Source organism: Sulfuricurvum sp. (assembly GCF_023250475.1).
GTDB lineage: Bacteria > Campylobacterota > Campylobacteria > Campylobacterales > Sulfurimonadaceae > Sulfuricurvum.
Genome location: NZ_JAHFAQ010000093.1, coordinates 1 through 8,819, shown reverse-complemented (window position 1 = coordinate 8,819; position 8,819 = coordinate 1). Strand labels below are relative to the sequence as shown.

Sequence of the window (8,819 nt, the reverse complement as noted above, 5' to 3'; positions counted from 1 at the left end):
ACGGATCGAGTACCCTCATGCCAATAAAGATGATTTCGGCCGCCTTCGCGTCGGTGCCGCGATAGGGGTAGGGCAGCTTGACCGTGCACGCGCTCTTGTCGATGCTGGGGTAGATGTTCTTGTTTTGGATTCCGCACACGGTCACTCCAAAGGGATTTTGGATACGGTTAAAGCAATCAAAAAAGAGATGGCTGTCGATATCATTGCCGGAAATGTTGCAACGGGTGAAGCGACGTTGGCCCTGATTGAAGCGGGTGCCGATGGGGTCAAAGTAGGTATCGGACCGGGATCTATCTGTACAACGCGTATCGTAGCGGGTGTCGGTGTTCCTCAAATCTCTGCGATTGATGAATGTGCCGCAGTTGGGCGAGCTCACGGTGTTCCGATTATTGCTGATGGCGGTATCCGCTATTCGGGCGATATTGCAAAAGCACTTGCCGTAGGGGCAAGCGTTATTATGGCGGGATCACTCCTTGCAGGAACCGAAGAGTCTCCGGGTGATACGATCATGTATCAAGGGCGTCAGTACAAATCGTATCGCGGTATGGGCTCTATCGGGGCTATGACCAAAGGTTCGACCGACCGTTATTTCCAAGAGGGGACGGCAGCCGATAAACTCGTTCCCGAGGGGATTGAGGGGCGTGTACCGTTTCGCGGAAGTATTGCGGCAGTCGTCCATCAAATGATGGGAGGCCTTCGCTCATCAATGGGTTATTGCGGTTCTGAGAGTATTGAAGCGTTTTGGGATAAGGCAGAATTTGTTGAAATCACCAGTGCCGGACTCAAAGAATCCCATGTTCACGATGTTATAATCACCCAGGAAGCTCCAAATTATCACGTATAAATTATATTTATAGCGGTTTAATCCCTACTAAATTGGTAGGGATACTTTGGAAAAAATATGAGATGACGGTACAATAATTTACAAAACACTGTAAAGGATGATTATGCAACTCCAAACTGAAGCGTTACACGCTGGATACGACAAAGACACCCAAAGTACGATGGCAGTGCCCATCTATCAAACGACTGCGTATGAATTTCGCGATGTCGAGCATGCCGCAAATCTTTTTGCCCTTAAAGAACTCGGGAATATCTACACTCGTCTGAACAATCCCACAACGGATGTGTTTGAAAAACGTTTCGCACAACTCGAAGGGGGAGCCGCAGGTTTAGCGGGTGCAAGCGGTATGGCTTCTATTTTTTATGCGATCGCGAATACGGCTGAATCGGGAGATAATATTATTTGCTCTCGTCAAGTGTATGGGGGAACGATTACGCAAGCTTCTTACACGTTAAAGCGGTTTGGTATTGAAGCCCGTTATTTTAATGCACACAACCCTGAAGAGATTGAAGCATTGATTGATGACAAAACTAAAGCTATATTTTTTGAGACTTTGACAAACCCGGGTATTGATGTCCCAGATATTGAAGCGATAACGGCAATCGCTAAAAAACACGGCATTCTCACTATTGTCGATAATACGGTAGCCACTCCGGTATTGTGCCGACCGCTGGAACATGGTGTAGATGTGGTCGTTCACAGTGCGAGCAAGTATACGACGGGGCAGGGGCTTGCGATCGGCGGGATCATGGTCGAACGTCACGGTTTGGTCGATTTTATCAAAGGAAACGCTCGTTATCCTCAGTTTAATGAACCGGATGAGAGCTATCACGGGTTGGTCTATGTGGACGTTCCGTTACCGTTGTTTACTCTTCGTGCACGTCTCTCCTTGCTGCGTGATTTGGGTGCGGTAGTATCACCGTTTAACTCATGGCTCTTTATTCAGGGAATTGAAACTCTTTCTCTACGTATGAGAGAACATTCCCGCAACGCTCAAGCTGTGGCTGAGTTTTTAGAGTCTCATCCGATGGTCAAAAAAGTGAATTATCCGGGGTTGAAAAGTAACAGTAACTATCTCAATGCACAACGTTATTTTGAAAACGGCATGGCAAGCGGATTACTCAGTTTTGAGGTGGAGAGTTTCGAACAAGCGAAACAAATCGTCGACGCTACCAAGTTGTTCTCCCTTGTCGTGAACATCGGCGATTCCAAATCGATCATCACCCATCCGGCATCAACAACCCATCAACAGCTCTCGCAAGAAGAATTGATTGCGTGCGGTGTCCCATCTGGACTGATTCGTCTGAGTATCGGTCTTGAAGCATCGGAAGATTTGATTGATGATTTAAAACAGGCATTCGGCGCGTAAAGGGTTCCATGTTAAATCTGAATATTCACAATGAACATTTCACGAACCCTCTCTATCTGGAGAGCGGGCGTATTTTAGAGCCGTATGATATTGTCTATGAGACATACGGGGAACTCAATGACGCACGGGATAATGTAATTGTGATATGTCATGCTCTCACGGGCTCTCATCATGCGGCAGGGACGTATGAGGGTGATAATAAACCCGGTTGGTGGGATGGACTTATAGGTCAGGGAAAAGCGGTCGATACCGACAAATTTTTCGTGATATGTACCAATGTGATCGGCAGTTGTTTCGGTTCCACCGGACCGATGTCTCTTCGATATCCGTATAACGAGCCGTATCGCTACAAGTTTCCAGTGATCACGGTTTTAGATATGGTCAAGGCTCAGAGAATATTATTTGATCGATTAGGAATACATCAGGTGCACGCTGTCATCGGAGGCTCGATGGGGGGGATGCAGGCGTTGGCATTCGGTGTCTTTTTTCCTAATTTTGCAAAAAAAATTATTGCTATGGCAACGACGGCCGCAACACAGCCGTGGGCAATTGCGTTTAACAAAGTGGCGCAAGAAGCGATACTCAAAGATCCTGAATTTAAAAACGGATATTATGATCCCGAAGTAATCCGTGAAAACGGTCTCAGCGGCATGGCAATCGGACGAATGGCGGGGCATATCAGCTTTTTATCCCATCAGTCGATGACAAAGAAGTTCGGGCGGGAGTACAAACGAACCGACGGTTTGTATGAGTTATTCGGTAAGTTTCAGGTCGAATCGTATCTGGAGTATAACGGTTATAATTTTACAAAATGGTTTGACCCTCTCTCGTATCTTTACATTACGAAAGCGATCAATATCTACGATCTATCACGCGGATTTGATTCGCTTGAAGAGGCTCTGAATAAAATTAATGCCGAACTTTATCTGGTGGGTTTTGAAAAAGATATCCTTTTCCTCCCTAGCGAGATGGAGGCTATCCATAAGGCGATGAGAGCTTTAGGCAAAACGAACAGTGACTACCTCGAAGTTGAGAGTGACTATGGGCATGACGCTTTTTTAGTAGAAATCGATAAAATAGAGAATTACGTACGGGAGGCACTATGAACACGGATGAGAGTTTTGAAACAAAAATTGCCAATGCCAAAGCAGTTTTGGAAAAATTAATGGATCCGGCATTGCCGATGAATGAGAGTGTAAAAGCGTATGAAGAGGGGATGAAAGAGCTCAAAGTTGCCGAAACAATGCTTCAAAATGCACAGTTGCAGATTCAAATTATCAAAAATCAGGAGCAATAATGCGTGCCGCTATACTGCAACTCCCCTCTATCGGAATGGGGAGCAATAAACTCGAAAATTATGCCCGTGTAGCAAGTCAAAAAGGGGTAAAACTTGTAGTATTGGGAGAGTATCTTCTAAACCCTTTTTTCAAAGAACTTATCCAAACGCCCGTTACCATGATTGCGGAACAAAGTGCTCACCAAATAGAAACCCTGAAATCACTAGCACTCAAATACGATCTCACTTTTGTTGCCCCTATCGTTACGGTGAAGAAAAAAGAGTGTACGAAAATGATAGCAAAAATCAATGGTCGCAGTGTCACCTATTATCCGCAACAGTTTTTGATTAACTATCCCCATTGGAATGAAGAGAAGTTTTTTAACAACCCTATTGAAGCGGTAAAACCCCCGATGATTTTTGCGTGTGAGGGGCTTAAATTCGCCGTCATGGGAGGATTTGAAACCCATTTTGATGCTTTATGGCAAGCGGTTGATTCTAAAATGGTAGATGTCGTTTTAGTGCCGAGCGCATCGACATTCGAATCGCATAACCGGTGGCGTGAATTGATTAAAACGAGAGCTTTTACCCATAATTGTTATATTCTTCGCGCCAATCGTGTCGGAGAATATTGTGACGAAAAACATGCGTGGAAATTTTACGGTGATTCGATGGTTGTTTCTCCTGATGGAGAGATCGAGGCAGATCTTGGCAATAGCGAAGAACTCTTGATTGTAGATTTAGATCGTAAAACTCTTTCCGAAGCACGAAAAGGGTGGGGATTCAAAGAGGCGCTACGCAAACGAAATTAGAGTATAAAAGCTAATCTTCTTTTACGTTATTTCAATCCTCTTAGGTTGAGCTTGCTTTATTAGGATATTGCCGTTTAACGAGATTAAAACCTTAGTACATGAATAGGAATAAGGGTATTATTTATCCAAACGATGATACAGTAACCGAAATATCCGCAGGAGAGAGACTATGATGCACTATTTTCACCGTCAGGTACAATTGTGGGGGGAAGAGACGCAGCAATCTTTGCAATCAAAGAAGATAGCCGTAATCGGAAGCGGAGGGCTTGGAGCATCGTTAGCGTTCGCTCTAGGGGCATCCGGGATCGGCGAGATACACATGGTCGATTTTGATACCGTCAGTTTGCACAATATTCATCGTCAAATCGCTTTTAAGATGGGGGATGAGGGGAAATTTAAATCTGAGGTATGCGCAACGCTGATTGAAGATCGCTGCCCCCATGTAAAAGCGTATGCACATGTCTGTAATTTCGATGATTTCATCCAAAAGAGCATTGAGGTAGATCTCATTATCGATGCAACGGATAATCTCCCCTCACGCGGTGCAATCAACACTTATGCTAAATCTAAAGAGTTACCGTGGATATACGGATCGGTGGAAGCTTTTAACGGACAAGTGTGCTTTTTTGAAAATGCGTCATTTAATGAGCTGTTTAAAATTACCCAAAAGACACCTGCTGGAATTGCCGCACCGATTGTGATGCACATTGCATCTTTACAGGCTAATTTGGCATTGCGCTATTTAGCAGGTCTTAATGTCAGAAAATATTACCTCTATTATCTGTTTTTTAATGAAGAGGGGGAATTGGTAACGCAAAAATTTTCGTTACCAAAAAGTGAGGGTTAAAGAGAAGATATATAGTTAGCGAGTGCATTTATCTGCGCGTCGTTAAGCCCTTTTGTTTGCCCTTGCATTACCGCTTTCATCTCTTTACCGTACGTTCCCTCCTGATACCCTTTGAGAGCATCCTTAATTTGTTGTTCAGTGAAATTGGCAATAATTTTCGATTTGTTTAATGCTGATTTTTCACCTTTTGCCCCATGGCAGGTGACACATTTTTGATTGAACAGCGTATCTGCGTCAGATGATGCAACCGCAACTGTCTTTATAGCCGTTACAGCTTCTGTAGAAGGGGCAGATGCAGCAGGAAGAGAACGGTTTGCCTCAATGCTTGTCACTACAGTTTTGGATTCATTGGAGGAGATGGGAGGTGCTTTTTCGGAAGATGATTCGCTGCATCCGATTAATAGAAGAGAACAGAGGACGGATAGAAAAGGTTTCATTGAGAATACTCCTAAGATTAGTTAGGACAGTGTACGATAAGTTAGTTTGATTTTGTTTTAAAATGGAAGGGGGGAGTTTGGAAAAAAGTTCCGCACCGAGGTGCGAAAACTTAAGTTAAAATAAGTAAAAACTTATTTAGCAGCAGCAGCGTCAGCAGCAGGTGCAGCAGCTTCAGTAGTCATGTTAGCTTCTTCAGCAACAGGTGCAGCAGCTTCAGCAGACATGTTAGCTTCTTCAGCTACAGGTGCAGCTTCTTCAGTAGCAGGTGCTTCAGTTGTTGCAGACTCGCTGCATCCGATAAACATTGCAGCCAAAAGCAACGCAGAAATGATTTTCATCATGGTAAGGCTCCTTAAAAAAAATATGGCGGAAGTATACCACTACAACCCCTATAGTTGTCAAGTACTTTTGGCTAATTTTGCAAATATTTTTTAAAGCTCCCTAAAATAGGGGATTGTAAGAGATCAAAAGAGTATTGAATTTGTCAAAATCAGAACGAAAACCGTAAAAAATTAAGATGTTTTTTTTATCTTTTTGACGTTTTTTGGCTTTTGTTTACTAATGATTATCTTTTAAAAGGCATTTAAGAGAGGATAAGATCTGCTATCGCTGGTTGCGATAGCGAAAAAAGAGGTGTTATTATCGTCCGGACGGGAGGTAGTTTGGAAGCGGAGGCGTCTGTTCATCGCTCCATCCTCCCCCTAAAGCTTTATAGAGAGATACGGTCGCAATGAAGGAGTTTTGTTTGGCAATAATGAGTTGCTGTGATGCCTGAATCCATTGCTGTTGTACGAGGAGCATATCGCTGTAGCTGATGGCTCCTACTTTATAACGGAGTTTGCTTTGGTTTAGCGATTTTTCGATGGCGGCAGTACGGGCAATTTGATACGCTGTCTGCTCCTGGATTTTTGAACTTTGTACGATAGCGTTGTCCGTATCGTTAAAGGCGCTTACAATCGCTTTTTTGTATTGCGCTACGCTTTGGTTTCGGTCGGCCTCCGCGGTCTTGATCTCTCCGGCAATTCGTCCGGCAGAAAAGATCGGAACACTTACAGAGGGGGCGATTTCCCATATTCGGGCGGGGTTTGAGACGAAATTACTCAACTCTAGACTTTGCACCCCTAACATTCCCGTGAGTTTTATACTCGGAAAATAGGCGGCACGTGCAACCCCTATTTTGGCATTTGCGGCTATCATGTTTTGTTCTGCCGATGCAATATCCGGACGTCTGGTTAAAACGTTAGAGGGGAGAGCATTCGGGATTTTTGGAAGGGTTATCGTATCAATAGGTGAAACATGAACGGGTGATGGATTACGTCCTAGCAAGATATTAAAAGTTGATTCTTCGGCATTTCTTGTAGCTTCCAGTTGCGATAATGTTGCTTTGGCATTTTCTCTTTCGGATAGTGATTGCAATAAAATGTTTTCAGCAATAACGCCGTGTTTGTATTTAAGCTCATTGAAAGTGACCAATTCATCGTTGAGGGCGACATTTTGGCGTGCCAAATCGATTTGGCTTTGCAGTGAGGAGAGTTTGAGATAGGAGGCTGCGACACTGGAGGTAATAGAGAGTTTAATGGTTTGGAACGCGTATTCGCTCCCCAACAGTGCCGCTCGTGCCGCTTCGTTTGCACGGCGTACTTTTCCGAATAGGTCAATCTCATAACTCGCTAACGATAACGATCCCGCATAGGTGGAAGTGATCCCCTCATGCAGCTGATAACCGCCGCTAGAGGCGTTATCGACCGATTTACGGTCCAGTGAGCCTGTTGCGTTGATTTGGGGGTAAAGATACGATTTGGCTTGATCAAACTGACCTAGCAATGCATCGACGGAAGCTTGGGACGATTGGATATCGTAGTTTGCCGCCAAAGCTTCTTCAACGGCTTGGGTCAAAGCAGTATCATTGAATGTTTTCCACCATTGTGTCTCAACGGTATGGTCGGCTGTTGTGTTTGTCTCGTTATGGATAAACGTTTCGGGAACCGCGATATCGGGACGAACGTAATCGGGACCGATCGCACATCCTCCCAGAAGCCCTGCGAGGATCAGTGAAAGGGAGATATTATTCATGAGAGACTCCTTTGTCCGGGGCGATTTTTTCTTTGAGTGTTGAAACCCAGTAATAGAGGAACGGAATAAAATACCGTTCGATGAAGGTTGCCGCCAGCATTCCGCCGAACATAGCTACCCCGATTGAGAAACGCCCTGCGGCTCCTGCCCCTGAGCTGAAAATGAGCGGCAGCATCCCCGCCAAAAAGGCGAATGAGGTCATCATCATCGGACGGTAACGCAGACGTGCCGCTTCCATTGCCGCATCATAGATACTTTTTCCCATTTGGCGCTGTTCTTCGGCAAACTCGACAACCAAAATGGCATTTTTTGCCGAGAGGGCGATAAGGGTCAGCAATCCGATTTGGAAAAAGACATTGTTGTTGAGAAACGGAATTAACCATACTACCGTATATGCCCCCATTATCCCGTACGGAACAGCAAGCATAATGGAAATAGGGAGTGTCCAACGCTCATACAATGCCGCCAGGATGAGGTATACCATAACCAATGCAAACGCCATAATCATAAGCGCTTTCGAGCCGACCAGTTTTTCTTGGAGATACAATCCCTCCCAGTAGTAACTGACGGTGGTCGGCAATACGGTGTCCCCTTTGTTCTCCAAAATTTTGATCAGATCGCCTGAACTGTATCCGGGAGCGGGTGAACCCATAACGGTCGTACAGAGGACACCGTTAAAGTGCTCGATCGAGGAGGGGGCACTAGACATTTTGGCCGTTACAACCGAAGAGAGCGGAATAAGCTGGCCGCTGGAGGAGCGAACCCATGCGCGTCCGATATCTTCAGGAGTAGCTCGATAGGGTGAATCGGCTTGTATCTGTACCCAGTAGGTTTTACCGTTTTTATCAAATTGATTGACATACATTGCCCCAATGGTGGCTTGGAGCGTTTGGAATACGTCGCTGATGGAGAGCCCCATCATTTTTGCTTTTTCACGATTTACTTCAATCGAGAGCGTCGGGGTGTTGACGTTCATTGTCGTCATCGGATTTTTGATGCTCGGTTCATTGCGCAAATCAGCGACAAAGGCATTGGTAGCATTGGCGAGCTTGTTAAAGTCGTTATCTCCCGGCTGCAAAAGGCGCAGGCTGAACATATCGGATGGTCCCATCCCGCGTATCGGCGGCGGAGGCATGGCAAATACTTTTGCCTCTTTGATA

General features: G+C 45.1%; 10 protein-coding genes. 6 read left to right on the top strand and 4 right to left on the bottom strand.

The features are described from left to right. The 6 genes from Q0C19_RS08975 to Q0C19_RS08950 form a co-directional block, all read left to right on the top strand. Positions 1-844: IMP dehydrogenase (locus Q0C19_RS08975; protein WP_295055236.1), on the top strand; the 844-nt coding region annotated here is incomplete at its 5' end. Positions 845-947: 103 nt separating this feature from the next. After that, positions 948-2,213 (top strand): O-acetylhomoserine aminocarboxypropyltransferase/cysteine synthase family protein, encoded by a 1,266-nt coding sequence (locus Q0C19_RS08970; protein ID WP_295055234.1) that lies wholly within the window; start codon positions 948-950, stop codon positions 2,211-2,213. A gap of 8 nt (positions 2,214-2,221) precedes the next feature. Next, positions 2,222-3,319, top strand: a complete 1,098-nt coding sequence (locus tag Q0C19_RS08965; protein ID WP_295055233.1) for a homoserine O-acetyltransferase — start codon at positions 2,222-2,224, stop codon at positions 3,317-3,319. After that, on the top strand, positions 3,316-3,510 hold the full coding sequence (xseB, locus tag Q0C19_RS08960; protein WP_295055231.1) for an exodeoxyribonuclease VII small subunit: 195 nt from the start codon (positions 3,316-3,318) through the stop codon (positions 3,508-3,510). Before Q0C19_RS08965 ends, xseB begins: the two co-directional genes overlap by 4 nt. After that, positions 3,510-4,301 (top strand): carbon-nitrogen hydrolase family protein, encoded by a 792-nt coding sequence (locus Q0C19_RS08955; RefSeq protein WP_295055230.1) that lies wholly within the window; start codon positions 3,510-3,512, stop codon positions 4,299-4,301. The genes xseB and Q0C19_RS08955 overlap by 1 nt, the downstream gene beginning before the upstream one ends. Before the next feature lie 169 nt (positions 4,302-4,470). Beyond that, complete coding sequence (locus Q0C19_RS08950) at positions 4,471-5,148, top strand: ThiF family adenylyltransferase (protein WP_295055229.1); 678 nt, start codon at positions 4,471-4,473, stop codon at positions 5,146-5,148. On the opposite strand, the gene Q0C19_RS08945 is transcribed toward Q0C19_RS08950, so the two are convergent. The 4 genes from Q0C19_RS08945 to Q0C19_RS08930 all read right to left on the bottom strand — a co-directional run. Then, positions 5,145-5,585, bottom strand: a complete 441-nt coding sequence (locus Q0C19_RS08945; protein WP_295055227.1) for a c-type cytochrome — start codon at positions 5,583-5,585, stop codon at positions 5,145-5,147. The two genes, Q0C19_RS08950 and Q0C19_RS08945, sit on opposite strands and share 4 nt — an antisense overlap. Positions 5,586-5,717: 132 nt before the next feature. After that, positions 5,718-5,927 (bottom strand): hypothetical protein, encoded by a 210-nt coding sequence (locus Q0C19_RS08940; RefSeq protein WP_295055225.1) that lies wholly within the window; start codon positions 5,925-5,927, stop codon positions 5,718-5,720. Positions 5,928-6,225: 298 nt separating this feature from the next. After that, a complete protein-coding gene (locus tag Q0C19_RS08935) occupies positions 6,226-7,659 on the bottom strand; it encodes an efflux transporter outer membrane subunit (RefSeq protein ID WP_295055223.1) in 1,434 nt (477 codons plus the stop codon). Beyond that, positions 7,652-8,819: efflux RND transporter permease subunit (locus tag Q0C19_RS08930; RefSeq protein WP_295055221.1), on the bottom strand; the 1,168-nt coding region annotated here is incomplete at its 5' end. The genes Q0C19_RS08930 and Q0C19_RS08935, both read right to left, overlap by 8 nt.